The following is a 16,810-nucleotide window of genomic DNA, read 5'->3' on the forward strand; positions in this document are numbered from 1 at the left end:
TCTCTTAAAACCTACTTATGCCCGTTTTAAAACACAATTTGCCTAATCTGTATTAAATGAAATTATTTATTCGCATAAAAAATTAATTTTACATTATAAAATCATTTTTTGTCCCCATCCATAATAATTAATCGTCTTGAACATATAACTTTAAAATATTATAAAAATGAAAGAATTTGCGTTAATTTTTAGAAACAGTGTAAACAGTGACACAAAACCTTCACCTGAGCAAATGAAAAAGGTAATGACAGATTGGATGAATTGGATGGGGAGTATTGCTGCCCAAAACAAATTAGCTGATAAAGGAAATAGACTTTCTATGTCAGAGGCAAAAACGGTTAGATCAGATAATACAATTACTGACGGACCATTTACTGAAATAAAAGAATTCATAAATGGCTATATTATCGTAAAAGCTGACACTATTGACGATGCGATTGAAATAGCTAAAGAATGCCCAATTCTAAAAATTGGCGGAAATGTAGAAGTAAGAGCAATTGTAACTCCAGATGACAATAATTAACGAAAAGAATAAGGACAAACTTATCCCAAATCTTTTTAGAAAAGAATCTGTAAAAATGACGGCAGTTTTATGTCGTCATTTTGGCTTACAACATATTGAAGTAGCTGAAGATATTGTTAGCGACACCTTCCTAAAGGCTTCAGAAAGTTGGTTTATAAACGGTATACCTGAAAATCCAAAAGCTTGGCTATATACAGTTGCTAAGAACAAAACAAAAGACTATTTAAAACATAATAGAGTTTTTGAAGAAAATGTTAAGCCACAAATTATCAGCAAAGATTCTGAAATAAATGAAGATTTTGAATTTAACGATGAATCAATAATAGACAGTCAATTAGCGATGATTTTTGCTGTTTGCAATCCTATAAATTCAAAAGAAACACAAATTTCACTTGCACTTCAAATACTTTGCGGATTTAGTGTGGAAGAAATTGTAAACGCATTCTTAAGCAAAACTGAAACAATAAAAAAAAGACTTCATAGAGGAAGAGCGGCTCTTCGCAAAGATAATTTTAAGATAAAGATTGTTGAAGAACCCGAAATAGTAGCACGAATAGAAACTGTTTTAGAAACACTCTATTTGTTATTTAATGAAGGCTATTATTCTAAGAATAAAGATCAACTTATAAGAAAAGAACTTTGTTGCGAAGCAATTAGACTAACTTTAATTCTTACCGAAAATCAGCTAACCAATTTACCTAAAACCAATGCTTTACTTGCTTTGATGTGTTATCAAAGTTCACGCTTAGATACAAGAAAAAACGAAAATGATGAAATTATTTTATTTGAATATCAAAATATAGATTTATGGGATAAAGCACTTATTGAGAAAGGAAACATTTACTTAACAAATGCTTACAAAGGAAATGAAATTTCTAAATATCACTTTGAAGCAGGAATCGCCTATTGGCATACCACAAAAAACACAAACGAAAATAAATGGGAACATATTCTGAAATTATATAACCAACTTTTATTATTTGAATATTCTCCAATGGCTGCATTAAACAGGACTTTTGCTTTTTCAAAAGTTTATGGCTCAGAAAAAGCTTTAATTGATGCAAAAAAAATTAATCTATTGGAAAATAACTATTACCACAGCTTACTTGGTTATCTTTATAAAAATGACAATAAAGCAATGGCAGTAAAACATTTTGAAATAGCCATTAGATTAACCAAAAACAAATTTGAAAAGCAAGTCCTTACTGAACAAATCAAAAAAATCAAATTTGATTAAAAATATAATGTAAAATCAAATGTCCGCTTTAGAATGAATTTTGCCCAAGTAAAATTTTCACAATCAAAGAAAACTACTTTTACTTTTTTTGTGGCAAAAAAAAAGACATTATCAGCAGTGGTAATATGATCGATAGCAGCTTATTTTTTTAAATAGTGGCAATTTTTTTTCAGCATTGAATAATTCCGTTTGAGAACTTAAAATTGACAGTACAGTCAACTTTTATACTATTAAAGAGATTTATTGAACAATTTTACATTCTTTAAATCTTTTAATAGTATTTTTTATGACTCATCCAATAAACATCATAGTGGCTACAAATTTTTCTGAAACAGCTAATAATGCTGTCACTTATGCCGCTGGACTGGCAAAAGCCGCAGGAGCAAAATTAATTCTTTTTAATTCTTTTTCTTTAAGTATTCATAGTGCAAATGCACAGATTTCAGCTGAGTCAATGCAGAAGCAAATTGATAAAAATACGGAAAGGCTTAAAGTTTTAGGAAATGATCTTTCTAAATTATTTGCTATTGAGGTGACTACCTATTGCAGTTTTTCATTTGTAGAAGATTATCTTAAAGAAATTATAGATAAAACTAATGCGGAACTTATAATTATGGGGATGGCAGAACGTTCGCTAGAGCAGGATTTAATTGGAAACACTACCACTTCTGTAATAAAAAATCTGCAAATTCCGGTATTAGCTGTCCCTAAGAATGCTCGTTTTCAGAATGCAAAAAAAATCTTGTATGCTTGTGATACTTTAAGTTTGACAACAATAAAGAAATTCAGTGGTTTGTATAAATTAGTTGGCAGTCTTGATATTGAGATTGAATTGTTCAGTGTTGAAGAAAAATTAAGCACTTTAAAAGAGGAGCAAAGCGAAAAATTACTAAAATCGATTGCTAATGAAGATCTGCAGGAGATAAAATATGTTTATAAAAGTGTAAGAAGCAATACTGTTATTGATGAGATACATAAAGAGATAAAATCATACGGTGCAGACATTCTTGTAATGGTTCCTCAAAAATACGGCTTTTGGGATTCCCTTGTTCACAAAAGTAAAACCAGAATCATGGCCGCTGGACTCGAAATCCCTCTGTTGTCATACCCAGCTTCTCAAAAGTAATTTAAGCGAGTATAAATCAAATTTGATCTAAAAGACTAATCTGTCATTTCAGATTAGTCATTCGGTGTGATAGCGAGCATTCAATGCAACTTTTAAACACTAAATTAAAGCTTATAAATAAAAAAATACACTTAAAATGAAAGCAACAATTACGGCTGTAGGAGGCTTTGTCCCATCTTATATATTAAATAATGATGCAATTACAGCAATGGTTGATACAACTTCTGACTGGATTGAAAAAAGAACAGGAATAAAAGAAAGACGAATAGCTAAAAATGATGATCATTCTACTTCCTATCTGGCTGTTGCGGCTATCGAAAATTTGATACAGAGTTATGAAGTTGATCCGCTTGAAATTCAAGGTTTAATTCTTGCTACTGCTACTCCAGATTATATACTTGCACCTACTGCCAGTAAAATTTGTGAGAAAAGCGGACTGCTTAATGCTTTTGGATTCGATATGAATGTGGCTTGCAGTGGCTTTTTGTTTGCTCTTGAAATGGGTGCTACTATGATTGAAAGCGGACGCTATCAAAAAATAATTATAGTTGGTGCTGATAAAATGAGTTCGATTGTAGATTATCAAGATCGTAATACCTGTATTCTTTTTGGGGACGGAGCTGGTGCGGTACTTATTGAAAAGGCAGTAGAAGGATATGGAATACAAAAAACAATATTAAAAACAGATGGCAGCGGAACAGATTCATTACTCGTTCCAGCAGGAGGTTCTAAGAATCCTGCAAGTTTGGTCAGTATTCTTCATAAAAAGCATTTTATCTATCAAGACGGATCGTATGTTTTTAAGAAAGCAGTTGCTTCAATGAGTGAAGTGTGCAATGAAGTATTGCAGGAAAATGAATGGACTAAAGAAGATATAGATTGGGTAGTGCCACATCAGGCTAATTTGAGGATTATTAAGGCGGTAAGCGATAATCTAAATATCGATTTTGATAAAGTAAAAGTCAATATTGAAAAATACGGTAACACAACATCGGCGACAGTGCCGTTATGTCTTTGGGATTTTAAAAATGATTTTAAAGAAGGACAAAATATATTGATTACTACCTTTGGTGCTGGATTTTCCTGGGGAGCTGCCTGTATAAAATGGGGAGTTATGCGAAGGCGGAAAAACGAAAAATCTAAAGTAAATCAATTGCAGTCTGCGGAGTGTTTGTCTTAGAATTTTCTACTTTCGCAAAAATATAGTAAATTAACCCATGGATTCAAACATTGGAAAACAATCAGGAAAAAATTTCTTTTACAAATATTACAGGATTGTAGTAATACCTATTGTATTTCTGGTATATCTTTCTACTTACTACCTGCTGAATCCTTATAAGAATCGTGAACAAGATACCCTGCTTGTATTGGGCTGGACATTTGATGTTTTTCTGTTGTTAGCATATTGTGCAATTTTGACAGAGTTGAGTTTATTTGTAGGACGGAGTCTTAATTACTGGATCAGCTGGGATCAGAAACCAATTTTTAGGGCTTTTCTGCAGTTCTTGTCTATCATTGTTGGGAATATATTATTGAATTATTTATTCTCTTTTTTATGGGCATACCTTTATTCCTGGAAGCCTCTCAACGAAAGTGAGCTTGTAATGGTATGGCAGTCTAACGTGATGGCAGCGATTTTGTCTTTTTTTATAAGTTTTATACATACCGGTATTTTTCTGCTGAACCGCTGGCGTGTTACTTCCGAAGAGGCAGCAGAGTTAAAGGTTAAAGCATCTCAGCTTCAGGAAGCGGTAACCAGATCTGAACTGGAATCATTGCGTTTACAGCTCGATCCGCATTTTGTTTTTAATAATTTCAGCACGCTCACAGAGTTAATTCACGAAGATCAAAATGAAGCGGCTTCTTTTTTAGAAAATATTACAAAAGTCTATCGTTATATGATTTCTAATCTTGATAAAAATACCATAACGATCAAAGAAGAAATCGATTTTTTGAACTCTTATTTTTATCTTTTAAAGAAAAGAATGGGCAGTAAAATTGAATTGAAAATGGATGTAAATTCAGATCATTTAGAATTTCATCTGCCTCCTTTAACATTGCAGCTTTTAGTAGAAAATGCAGTAAAACATAACGTAGCCACAGAATCTAGACCTCTTACAATTTTTATTTATTCGGAGGGAAATAATCTTATTGTCAAAAATGCATTACAGATGACTACAGGAAAAAGTCTGGCTTCAACAGGAATCGGGCAGAAAAACATCATATTCCGATATAAAATTTTATTTAATCGGGAACCGGTCTTTTCAGAGACGAATGGTTTTTATATCGTGCAGCTACCCTTAAATATAATATAGTATGAGAATTTTAATAGTAGAAGATGAGAGTATCAACGCAAGCCGTCTGAAAAGATTACTACTCGAACTGGAACCGGTTTGCGAGATTGTTAATATTATCGATACCGTTGATGGATCTGTCGCTTGGCTGGAATCTAATGAAATGCCCGATTTAATTACAATGGATATTCGTCTGGCTGATGGAATCAGTTTTTCTATTTTCGAAAAAACGGCAGTTACCTGTCCCGTGATATTTACCACAGCGTATGACGAATATGCGGTTAGGGCTTTTAAAGTAAATAGTATTGATTACTTGATGAAACCTATTGAAAAGAATGAATTGAAAACGGCTCTCGAAAAATTTAAGGCATTACCTAAAACTCAAAATAGTAATGATATCTCCGAAATTTTAAAAGGCTTTATAAATAAACCTTCTTACAGGTTACGGTTTTTAGTCAATTATCGAGACGGTTACAAGAGTGTAAATGTTTCAGATATTGATTTTGTGTATTCAGAATTCAAAACTTCACATCTGTTTCTAAAGGATACGACAATTATTCCGGTTGCCCATACCATGGAAGAATTGGATGAAGAATTGGATCCTGATATTTTCTTTAGAGCCAACAGACAGTTTTTGATCCGTGCAGAGAGTATAAAGTCTATTTCGAATTACTTTAATTCTAAACTCAAAATAGAATTAAAAAGAGCGCCACAACAGGAAGTTATTATTAGCAGGGAAAAAGCATCACTTTTTAAAGTTTGGATGGATCGTTAATAATATAGACTATAAGTTTCTGTTGAAAAATACTGCTGTCTTTTCAAGAGAATAAATTAAATATTCTTCGATTTTTATACAAAACAATTCAGTAAAATCTTGAGTTGTGCTATTCTTCGTTTCAGTCCTCAATAAACACGCTTGGGTAAGTTTTCGATATCCGCCTAAGCGTTTTCACTGTTATTTTGCCATCAAATTCTATCTATTTAATTAAATAAAAGAAAAATGGCAAAACAATTTTATCAAAATTATATACCGCTGAAACAGCTAGTTGTTTTATTAATTTTCGGACTTCTTTCCGCGTGTGGAAAAAAAGATCCTGGAGCTGAAGCAGGATATGGAGCTCCAAAACCAGAAGTTGATTTTTTTCAGGCGCAGTCAATTACAGCTGAAGTAGAAAAAAAATATCCAGGTAGTATCGAAGGAAGCGTAAACGTCGATATTAAAGCTCAGGTATCTGGTTACCTTGAAGCAATTTATGTAAAAGAAGGCCAGTTTGTTACCAAAGGACAATCTCTTTTTAAAATTAAAGGCGACGTTTTTGCAGAACAGGTAAATAGCAGCCGTGCTACTTATAAAAGTGCATTGGCAAATCTAGCCAATGCAAAACTTGAAGTTGAAAAAATAAGACCTCTTGTAGAAGGAAATGTGTATTCTGATATGCAGTTAAAAACAGCACAGGCAAACTACGAAGCTGCTCAGGCTCAGGCAGCACAGGCAAAAGCAGCTTTAGGTTCTTCGCAGATCAATGCTGATTTCTCTTTAATCAAAGCACCTGTAAGCGGATATATCAGCAGAATTCCAAATCGTGTTGGAAATCTTGTCACGCCTGCGGATACCGTTCCATTAACTACGCTTTCTGAGATTAATACTGTATTCGTTTATTTTTCATTAAGTGAATCCGATTATCTTTCTTTTGTTAAAGATTCAAAATCAAAAAAATCAGTAAGTCTCATTATGGCAGATGACAGCGTTTATGAGCAACACGGAACTCTTGAAGTTGCCTCTGGAAACGTAGACCGTACTACGGGTACAATTGCATTAAAAGCCATTTTTCCTAATCCTAATAAAATACTTCGTTCTGGCGGTTCAGCCAGAGTAGTGCTTAATAATAGTTTATCATCAGTGGTTGCTGTTCCTATGGCGAGTGTAAAAGATATTCAGGACAAGTTTTTTGTCTTTGTATTAAAATCCGGCAATAAAGTAGCGATGGTTCCTATAGAAATTGAAGGAAGTGCTGGAGCCAATTATTTTGCTAAAAGCGGTGTAAAACAGGGAGATAAAATAGCACTAAATTCTATTGATGTATTAAATGACAGTATGGAAGTCGTTCCTAAAGAAGCATCTAAAGCAACTGCTAAAAATTAATTTTTGTTCAAAAAATAAATAACATTTTTATGTTAAAGAAAATTATAGACAGGCCTGTATTGGCCACAGTTATATCTATAGTCTTGGTTATATTGGGTATTATTGGCCTAACCAGATTATCAGTAACCAGATTTCCTGATATTTCTCCTCCAACCGTTATGGTGAGTGGTTCGTATCCGGGAGGAAACAGTGAAACCGTAATTCGTTCTGTAGTAACTCCGTTAGAGGAGCAGATAAACGGAGTTGAGAACATGCAGTACATAAAATCCAACGCCAGTAATGATGGGACATTCTCTATAAGTGTTATCTTCAAACAAGGTGTAGATCCTGATCAGGCTGCGGTAAATGTGCAGAACAGAGTACAGCAGGCTACGCCAAAACTGCCTCAGGAAGTGATTAGAATGGGACTTACTACTTCTAAACAGCAAAACAGTATGATTGTTATTTTCAATATTTATACAGAAGATAATAGCAAGTACGATGAATTATTTCTTCAGAATTATGCCAATATCAATCTAGTTCCGCAGATGAAACGTGTTCCGGGAGTTGGACAGGTTCAGATTTTTGGCCAGAAAGATTATTCGATGCGTGTATGGCTGGATCCAAGAAAAATGGCTAATGCCGGACTGGTTCCGTCAGATGTTACGCAGGCCATTGCTGATCAGAGTTTAGAATCGGCTCCGGGAAAATTAGGAGAAGAATCGAATGCAGCTTTAGAATATGTAATACGATATAAGGGAAAGAAAAATAAACCCGAACAGTATGAGAATATTGTAGTTAAAAACAATGGAAACAATATTTTGAGATTAAAAGATGTAGCCAAAATTGAATTTGGTTCTATTTCTTACAGCGGTAATAATTTATCTAATGGAAAAAATGCTGTAACAATGGCTATTTTGCAGACTTCAGGGTCTAACGCCAATGATATAGAAATTGGAGTCAATAAAGAAATTGAGCGTTTGCAGAAATCCTTTCCCCCAGGGATAAAATATGTGAATGTAATGAGTACAAAAGACAAACTGGATGAAGCTACAGGTCAGGTAAAATCGACTTTATTAGAGGCATTCGGCTTAGTATTTATAGTGGTTTTCATCTTTCTTCAGGATTTCAGATCTACCATTATTCCGGCTATTGCGGTTCCGGTGGCCATTATAGGAACTTTCTTTTTCCTGCTGGCTTTAGGATTTACCATTAATATCCTGACACTTTTTGCGCTCGTGCTTGCCATCGGTATTGTCGTCGATGATGCTATTGTGGTTGTAGAAGCTGTGCACAGTAAAATGGAAGAAGATGCAGGTCTTACGCCAAAAGAAGCAACTCAGAGTGCAATGTCTGAGATTACTGGAGCCGTAATTTCGATTACACTTGTAATGTCTGCTGTATTTATTCCGATTGGTTTTATGACTGGTTCATCGGGTATTTTCTACAAACAGTTTGCTTACACGCTGGCAATTGCCATTATTATTTCTGCAGTAAATGCCTTGACATTAACTCCTGCGTTATGTGCTTTGTTATTGAAGAATAACCACAGCGGACATGGAAAGGACAATCACAAAACGGGTTTTAAAGAACGTTTTTTTACGGGATTCAATACAGGGTTTAATAATCTGACCAACCGATATATCAGCGGAGTTCGTTTTTTAATCAATAGAAAATGGCTGGCTGCGGGATTCGTGTTAATCATTAGTGCAATTGCATTTATTTTGATGAACACAACTCCAAAAAGTTTTGTTCCTATGGAAGATGATAACTTTATCCTTTACAGTTTATCAATGCCACCGGGAACAGCGTTAGACCGTACCAATGCAGTCATCAAAAAAATTGAAAATGAGCTTAAAACAGTAGAGGCAGTTGACGTACAGACCAGTATTACTGGATTTAATATTTTGAGTAATAGTGCGAGTTCTGCTTATGGAATGGGATTTATTAAATTAAAACCTAAAAAGGACAGGGGAGAAGTTAAGAATATTGAAGACGTACTGAATATCATCAGTGCAAAAACAGCCACAATAAAAGAAGGTTCTGTTATGGCACTTCGTATGCCTCCCGTAGAAGGTTTTGGTATGACCAGTGGTGCTGAGATTGTGCTTCAGGACAGAATGGCGCGTGATCCGGCAACTTTAAAAGCAATGACCGACAAAGTAATCGGCCAGCTTATGCAGCAACCAGGAGTGCAGTATGCCTACACCACATTCAGGGCAGATTTTCCGCAATTGGAATTGGAAGTTGATGAGGATAAAGCAAGACAAATGGGTGTGAATGTTCGTGAGATGCTGGGCAATATCCAAACTTATTTTGCAGGTGACCAGTCGGCTGATTTTTCAAGATTTGGCAAATTTTACAGAGTTAATGTAAAAGCAGCCGGTATCTTTAGAACCGATCTGGATGCTTTTAATGAGATTTTTGTAAGAAACGATAAAATGCAAATGGTTCCTGTAAAATCCATGGTAAAATTGCGTAAAGTCTATGGTCCGGAATCTGTAAATCGTTACAATCTTTATAATGCTGTAAATATTACTGCAGTGGCACTTCCGGGATTTAGTAACGGGGAAATTATGGCTAATCTGGAAACAGTTTTAGATAAACTTCCATCTGATTATAGTTATGAATGGACAGGATTAAGTCTTGAAGAAAAAGCAGGAGGAAACCAGACCATTGCCATTTTTGGGTTATGTCTTCTTTTTGTTTTCTTCCTTCTGGCCGCCCAATACGAAAGTTATTTATTGCCTTTGGCAGTATTACTTTCTATACCAACAGGAATTTTGGGAGCGTTCCTTGGAATAAAAGCTGTTGGCCTTGATAATAATATTTATGTTCAGATTGGACTTATTATGCTTGTTGGTTTATTAGCAAAAAATGCCATTCTGATAGTCGAGTTTGCTTTACAGCGAAGATTGGCAGGACTTACTATTGCTGAGGCCGCTTTAGAAGGCGCCAAGTCAAGATTGAGACCTATTATTATGACTTCGCTGGCTTTTATCGTAGGTATGATTCCGTTAATGTTTGCTTCGGGAGGAACAGCTTTCGGAAATAGATCCATTAGTGTAAGTGCTGCTGCCGGAATGTTCAGCGGTGTAGTATTAGGAGTTTTTGTAATCCCATTACTTTTTATACTATTCCAATATTTACAGGAAAAAGTATCGGGTAAGAAAAATATAATTCAAATAGAAAAGCACGAGTAATGAAAATAAAATATTTTATAGGAATTTCTTTTTGCAGCATGATTATGTTGTCATCTTGTGTAGTTGGAAAGAAATATACACGAACAGATTTAAACACACCTGAAAAATATAGAGAAGAAGCTGTTGTAACTGGTGATACAGTGCTGCTTCCGTGGAAAACATATTATAGAGATCCTTTATTAGTTCAATTGATAGAAAAAGCCCTCGTTAAAAATAACGAGGTGCTTGTCGCGATCAAAAACATGGAACAATTGGATCTTAGCTACAAACAGGCAAAATGGGCGTTAACTCCTACACTTGATTTGAATGCAGGTGCCAGCCGCAGCTATCAGTCAAAAAACTCTTTGAATGGATCATTAAGCTCGCAGCTCACCAGCAAGGATTACATTGATGATTACAATGCGACATTAAATTTATCCTGGGAAGCTGATATCTGGGGAAAAGCGGCCATGCAAAAGCGTGATGCAAAAGCATCTTATTTTGCGCAAAAGGAAAACCTTTCGGCACTTAAAACCAGAATAATTGTTCAGGTTGCTCAAGCTTATTTTAATCTTTTAGGATTGGACGAACAGCTTAAAATTGCTGAGAAAAATATTGAATTGAGTACCAATACTTTGAGCATGATGCAGCTTCAGTTCAAATCGGGATTAATCAGTTCTTTGGCTTTAAATCAGACTGAAGCTCAAAAGAAAACTGCTGAACTTCTAGTACCGCAGGCAAAAGCGAATATTGCGGTACAGGAAAATACGCTTATGGTTTTATGCGGAGAATATCCTGATACTGTCGAGCGTGCCGGAAATTTAAATGCAGCTGAAATGGATGTAAAACTTCCATCAGGAGTTCCTGCGTTTCTTTTAAGCCGAAGATCAGACGTAAAAAGTGCAGAATATGCCGTAATGTCTGCCACAGCAAAAACAGGACTTGCCAAAGCGCAGATGTATCCAGCATTAAGCATAAATCCATCTATTGGAGCTAATTCCTTTGAGTTTGATAACTGGTTTAACTTTCCGGGATCTATAACCAAGACAATCGCTGTCAATCTGGTACAGCCCATTTTTAAGAAACGCACACTTAGAACTGCTTATGAGATTGCAGCATTGGAACAGGAAAAATCAGTAATTCAGTTCAAGCAGTCTTTTATAACTGCAGTTGCTGAAGTATCGGGAGCTATGTCAAAATTAAAGTATGCAGATGAACGTATGGAAACCGTAACGGAGAAAGCGGTATCTTTAGAAAAAGCAACTGCCAATGCTAATCTTTTGTACAAAAGCGGTATGGCTACTTATCTAGATGTTATTGTAGCTCAAAATAGTGCGCTCCAAAATGATTTGGATCTTATTGCTATCAAATTAGAAAAACTCAATGCCGCAACAGAACTATATCGTGCACTTGGCGGCGGTGTGCAATAGATAGATATTTTTATCTTTTTAAAACACTCAAATTCGGATAAAATAACCGGCATTGTAGTAAAGTGTTTGATGGAAGTCTCATCCATATCACAAAAAGAGAAACAAAACTATTGGAAGACAATGGCATTTTAAGCTTTCGAAAAAAGTCAATACAGGTATTAAAAGTTCGATTCCAGTCACTGACACTCCACAAAACTTCTCAAGAAATTGGGAAGTTTTTTTGCTCTGAATTGAAATTTTTTGAAATCCTCATAAAATTGGATCATGCTCAAATTATTAACCGAATAAATAACCAGAAATCAAGGACAAATTTTAATATAAACTATTTATTTTGTACTTATATTATGTTATTTTTGAGCGAATTTTAAACCTAAATTATATGAAGTTAAATTATCTACATTTTGGCTTTTTCCTGTTTCCCCTTTTTACTTTAAATGCACAAAGTATTTCAACTGAATTAGTGGAATACCAGATTTTAAGAGAACCTAAAATTAGTATCGACGCCAGTTCACGCCAGTATTCAGTAACAGTTACTTCACCTTACAACCTGACAAGTGATGAAGTTTATGCCCAATCTAAAATTGATTTTCAAACCGAATTAAATAATTTTGATAAAGTAACTGCGGAAAGTGAAAAAGAGTTTAAACAAAAATTAGCAGATTATGATGCAGATGTAGCAAAAGCCAATGCTAAATATAAATCAGAGTCTGAAGAATTTAAAAAACTTACTTTATTAGAGCGTTTAACGCTGCAGGATAAAAATCAAACCCCTAAACTTATTCTTCCCAACAGACCGCTTTATGTAGCGCCGCTAAAACCAGTTTATCACGAACCAAACCTTCAAAACTTTGTTATTATTGACAATAATGTTTTAGCTTCTCAGGTAAACATTGACGGTTTTACTAAAGACGGAAATTATTTAACCATTTTATTAGACATCAAAAAAACTAATTTTCAGGATAATTCAGGACAAACTTATGCCAATCAGCCTACTACACTTATTGTAAAGCAAAATGGACTAGAAAAAATAAATAAAATCTTTTTTCAGGAATATAAATACATTAGTTCGTCTCCAACAAACAACATCAATAAACCTCGTGAAGAACAACAGCATTTGAAAAAAATTGTAGCTTTTGTAAATGATTATTTAAATGAAACATTTGCTTTTAAAACAATCCGATATAGTATAAGACTCCAGAAAGTTAAAAACAAAGGGCAATATGATGATTTAGAAAAAGCTGATATTTATGTTTCTACTAATTTAAAAAAATTAAGCCCTGAAAATCCTCAAATTAATGCCGCAGCTTTTACTGGAATGCAGAAAGGAATTGATATTTGGAGAGAAACCCTTTCTAAGATTGATTTCAAAGATCCCAAAGCCGATTTTAATGCAAAAATTGCAAAGTTTATTTACTTCAATTTAATGAATTTAAATTTGGCATTAGATAAAAAAACTGATGCAGAAAAAGTACTTAATGAGATGCAGGAAAATTTAATTTACATCAAATTAAATTCAAGCGAAGAAACCGAATTAAAAGCCATCGAAAAGCAAATTTATAAAACAACTTAAAAACTAATATTATGAGAATAAAAATATTTGCACTTCTTTTTTTACTGCTAAGCTATTCTGGATTTAGCCAGATTAGTAAAGAATACGGAACAAAATTTGACTACGATTCAAGAGAAATAGATTTTAAATTAGTATTGGTTGATAACTACAATCATTATATGTCTTCTATAATAAATGTTGACGGCGGAATGCAGTCAAGCAACAAAATTATTATTAGAAAATTTGATCAAAAAAATCAGTTAGTTGAGACTTTTACTGAAGAATTTCCATATAAAGACGCATTTACACTCCATAATTATGTTGGAAGTTATGAGATTGGAAAAGAGAAGCTTATAATTTTAACCGATTGTTATTCAAATAAAACAAAAAAGAAAGAAATTCATCAAATTACATTTGATAAAAAAACGGGGTTATTTGATAAAAAAGTAATCGCCGAATATACTTTTGAAAGCCTATCAAAATCTGGAACTACTTATCCAATGGTTTCACAAAACAAAAACTATTTCGGAATTGTTTATAGTAAATTTGCAAATAAGAAAATTGCAGAAGAACACCAATGTACCATTATAGATGGAAGAACAGGAGATTTACTTTGGCAGAAAGACGTTTCCTTTCCGTTATTATCATTTACAGACAATGTCGTTTTAAGTGATAGCGGAAAAGTGATTTTCGTCAGAACAACTAAAGAAACCGGATCTCAAAACGTTTTGGCTATAGCAGATGGAAATACTGTTGAAAACAAAGATTTTGGTAAAGAAGATGTCAAGATTAAGAAACCGCTTTCTTTTTCAGTAGGTCCAAACGAGTATCTTATCGCATTTAATAATTATGCACATGGTATAAACCGCGGAGAATTTGATAAAGTTCTTGTTTATGATGTAAATGCAGGTAAGGTCTTGAAAAATAATTCTGTAGAAAATTTAAGAAATATTAAGGATTTGAAGAATGTTAATTTCAATACTTTGTTCATACAAAATGATGAAATTAACTTATTTGTAGACTGTGACTTTCAAAGCGGAACAAAACCGGATCCTACCTTTCCAAATTCAACGTTCAAAGTTCCGGAATATTCAAACGGTTATCCAAATTTACTGTTGTTTAATATGAATGGAGAACTCACGAGAACTGTAGGTTATAATATACGACCAGCTAGAGAAGGTTATAAATCAATTGGTGTACAAAATATTAAAGGAAACTTTTTTCTTAATGCACATCTAAACGGACAATATGAAATTCCTGGAATTTACCGATTAAATAACGGTTCGATTGACAATAATCTTAAAATAAAATCTTTAGATGATGATGGAACAATAATTAAAGGTTTTATGAATTATTTACCCGAAGCTAAAAGATTAATTTTGGCGAAAACAGAAGGCAATAAACAAATGGTTTTTATTAATCTTATGAACGTTCAGCTGTAATAAGTTAACTCAAAATAAAATTACTTTTATAACAGAAAGGCACTTGTTTACACCAAGTGTCTTTTTTTTTATATTTATCCATTGAACATTTAATAAGATATTAAAACAGCATCGACAATTACCAAATCAAACGATCAGATAAATTCTTATGCAAAAAAAATAAGCAGCCATTCAATTCAATTAAAATCAGCAATAATTAAAGACTAGCCTTATTGATTATAAATAACTAAGGTTATATTTTGAGACTAGAATTTTATTATTTTTGAACCATTATTTTGCAGATTTAACATGCTTTAAAATAAATAAAATTTAAAAGCTTTAGATTATGCTCAATATTGTTAAAAACATATAAGAGTATTAAAATCCTCTCTTATTTCAAGGATTAAAGCATTATTAAGATTACAAGTGTAAATGCAGTATCAAAAGTTAAAACTAAACGTCAGTTCACGTTCAAGCGTGCCAAAATACAAGCAGGTAGCAGAATGTATCATGAATGATATAAATTCAGGAACACTGGAAGCAGGTCATCAAATACCTTCAATTAATGAGTTAAGCCATTCAAGCTCTCTGTCGCGCGATACAATTCAAAAGGCTTATAAATATTTGCGGAATAAAAATCTAATTATTTCCGTTAAAGGCGTTGGTAATTTTATCAATATAAAAAAATCCTCAGATAAACTCAATATCTTTTTCCTTATTAATAAACCAAGTTCTTACAAGATGGAGATATGTAATGCTTTTGTAGATACAATAGGGGACAAAGGTAATATCGCAGTATCTTTTTATTATTGTGATGAAAATCTTTTTATTGATGGACTAAAAAAAAGTTTGGGCATGTTTGATTACTACGTAATTATGCCTCATTTTAAAAACGAAAGCAACAATCATGTCAGTTATACAGATAAAGCCTTTGAAGCGCTTCAAAATATGCCCAAAGACAAGCTAATTTTATTGGATACCGTAAAAGAGGGGATTACTGGAAATTATGGTGCAGTATGCCAGGACTTTAAAAATGATATTTTCCATGCATTGGAACAAGCTTCAGATAAACTTGAAAAGTACGATAAGATCATTTTAATATACCCGAAAAATGCTGTGTTTCCATATCCAGAACCTATCATAACTGGATTTAAAGCATTCTGTAGTTCTTACAATTTTAATTTTGAGGTTATAGACACCATTGATGATTGTATAAGTTTTGAAAGCAAAGATGCTTACATAGTAATTGAGGAATCGGATTTGGTTGATTTAGTCCAGCAGACCAAAGCCAAACATCTTGTACTAGGTAAGGATGTAGGTGTGGTTTCATACAATGAAACTCCGTTGAAATCATTGCTTGACATAACCGTTATCAGCACTGACTTTAAAGCGATGGGAGTGCTTACCGCTGATCTGATATTATCAAACAAAAAAGAAATAATTAAAAATGAGTTTAAATATATTGAACGCAGTTCATTATAATCCCTAAAAACTGATTTACAATTGTATTGCAATGGAGGCAGCTTCGATACAACACTGACAGTACAACAATATACTTCAAAATGATTTTTAATTTAAAATAACATATCAGAAAGTTAAAGAAGAATTATGCAGAAACTTCTTTTGGTATAAAATTTGTATTCTTGACAAACAGAAGACAAGTAACAAAGCTTTTGCACTTAGATCACAAATTCGATTCCACGCATTCGCATTTAAAAAAAGATAAACACGAATTTCACCAATTAACACTAATTCTTATCAAAATTGAAATCAAATTTTACAACTTTTACAGTTTCGAATATTTTGTGTAATTAAACAGCAATCTTAATTCGTGCAAATTAGTGTAATTCGTGTCAGAAACTTTTAAAAGCGAATGCCGTGATTCGATTCCTAATACTATATACTATTTTGACTATATTTGTTTTC

12 protein-coding genes are annotated in these 16,810 nt (G+C 33.3%); all 12 read left to right on the top strand.

All coding sequences use genetic code 11. The features are described from left to right. The first annotated feature begins 166 nt into the window (after positions 1-166). The 12 genes from IRZ80_RS06065 to IRZ80_RS06120 all read left to right on the top strand — a co-directional run bounded on the left by IRZ80_RS06065 (position 167) and on the right by IRZ80_RS06120 (position 16,366). Entirely contained in the window at positions 167-523 is a 357-nt protein-coding gene (locus tag IRZ80_RS06065) for a YciI family protein (RefSeq protein ID WP_194640665.1), read from the top strand. After that, entirely contained in the window at positions 510-1,760 is a 1,251-nt protein-coding gene (locus IRZ80_RS06070; RefSeq protein WP_228520816.1) for an RNA polymerase sigma factor, read from the top strand. Before IRZ80_RS06065 ends, IRZ80_RS06070 begins: the two co-directional genes overlap by 14 nt. Positions 1,761-2,046: 286 nt before the next feature. Then, positions 2,047-2,886, top strand: a complete 840-nt coding sequence (locus IRZ80_RS06075) for a universal stress protein (RefSeq protein ID WP_194640666.1) — start codon at positions 2,047-2,049, stop codon at positions 2,884-2,886. Between the two features lie 136 nt (positions 2,887-3,022). Further along, positions 3,023-4,066 (top strand): beta-ketoacyl-ACP synthase III, encoded by a 1,044-nt coding sequence (locus IRZ80_RS06080; RefSeq protein WP_194640667.1) that lies wholly within the window; start codon positions 3,023-3,025, stop codon positions 4,064-4,066. Positions 4,067-4,103: 37 nt separating this feature from the next. Then, entirely contained in the window at positions 4,104-5,201 is a 1,098-nt protein-coding gene (locus IRZ80_RS06085) for a sensor histidine kinase (RefSeq protein ID WP_194640668.1), read from the top strand. A gap of 1 nt (position 5,202) precedes the next feature. Then, a complete protein-coding gene (locus tag IRZ80_RS06090) occupies positions 5,203-5,955 on the top strand; it encodes a LytR/AlgR family response regulator transcription factor (RefSeq protein WP_194640669.1) in 753 nt (250 codons plus the stop codon). A 225-nt stretch (positions 5,956-6,180) separates the two neighbouring features. Further along, a complete protein-coding gene (locus IRZ80_RS06095) occupies positions 6,181-7,323 on the top strand; it encodes an efflux RND transporter periplasmic adaptor subunit (protein ID WP_194640670.1) in 1,143 nt (380 codons plus the stop codon). A 29-nt stretch (positions 7,324-7,352) separates the two neighbouring features. After that, complete coding sequence (locus IRZ80_RS06100) at positions 7,353-10,505, top strand: efflux RND transporter permease subunit (RefSeq protein WP_194640671.1); 3,153 nt, start codon at positions 7,353-7,355, stop codon at positions 10,503-10,505. After that, complete coding sequence (locus IRZ80_RS06105; RefSeq protein WP_194640672.1) at positions 10,505-11,914, top strand: TolC family protein; 1,410 nt, start codon at positions 10,505-10,507, stop codon at positions 11,912-11,914. Before IRZ80_RS06100 ends, IRZ80_RS06105 begins: the two co-directional genes overlap by 1 nt. A 379-nt stretch (positions 11,915-12,293) precedes the next feature. After that, positions 12,294-13,484, top strand: a complete 1,191-nt coding sequence (locus IRZ80_RS06110) for a hypothetical protein (RefSeq protein ID WP_194640673.1) — start codon at positions 12,294-12,296, stop codon at positions 13,482-13,484. Positions 13,485-13,495: 11 nt separating this feature from the next. Further along, positions 13,496-14,905 carry a hypothetical protein gene (locus tag IRZ80_RS06115; protein ID WP_194640674.1) on the top strand — a complete coding sequence of 470 codons (1,410 nt, stop codon included), beginning with the start codon at positions 13,496-13,498 and terminating at the stop codon, positions 14,903-14,905. 411 nt (positions 14,906-15,316) lie between these two features. Next, positions 15,317-16,366: a GntR family transcriptional regulator gene (locus IRZ80_RS06120; protein ID WP_194640675.1), complete on the top strand. Its 1,050-nt coding sequence runs from the start codon at positions 15,317-15,319 to the stop codon at positions 16,364-16,366. The last annotated feature ends 444 nt before the right edge of the window (positions 16,367-16,810 follow it).

Source organism: Flavobacterium sp. HJJ, assembly GCF_015351475.1.
GTDB classification, from domain to species: Bacteria; Bacteroidota; Bacteroidia; order Flavobacteriales; family Flavobacteriaceae; genus Flavobacterium; species Flavobacterium marginilacus.